The organism is Luteimonas sp. A501 (assembly GCF_054052085.1).
This window is the reverse complement of sequence record NZ_JBSVRI010000045.1, coordinates 1-508: the sequence shown is the minus strand read 5'-3', so window position 1 is coordinate 508 and position 508 is coordinate 1. Positions and strand designations below refer to the sequence as shown.

The 508-nt window shown below is 53.3% G+C and carries 1 protein-coding gene; it reads right to left on the bottom strand.

Annotation, left to right across the window (positions count from 1 at the left end; translation table 11 throughout):
* Nucleotides 1–52: 52 nt before the first annotated feature.
* A partial coding sequence (locus ACW7G5_RS14825) for an Imm50 family immunity protein (RefSeq protein WP_457005794.1) occupies nt 53–508 on the bottom strand: 456 nt, incomplete at its 5' end.

The window sequence follows — 508 nt, the reverse complement described above, 5'->3', positions numbered from 1 at the left end:
CTAACGCCTGAATTAAGCCGTGCCGCGAAGCGGCATCGGCTTGAATGAATTGTTAGGCCTTCGCTCTAGCGTAGACACTGCCAGATGGAATGCCTGGAACTAGTGAGACCACTTCAATGACGCGACACCTAAACTGGGCTTCCACGCCGTAAGCTGGATCGAGATGAACCTCAAACGAGGTCTCGTCGTCCTGATAGGTAATCTGCAATCCTGACAGTGCATTTTGGTGATTGAATCCATCTAGCTCCAAGTCTGCCACTCCGTCGAATCTGAGCGCGACAACGGAATGGTTTTCGCACACGAAGTGCCCACGCGCATCAACTTGGCTTGTCATCGAGAACACATGGATCTCTGCCAAGAGCGCCGGACCGAAGGGGGTCTCAGAATGGCGTGAAAGCTCAAGGCGTAGAACCTCGGCATCGTGAAAGGATGGCCATCCCCCAAAGACTGACGTAATTGCCGCTGCGTTTCGAATCCGGTCTACGGTTGTCGTCATAGAAGGCCTAAC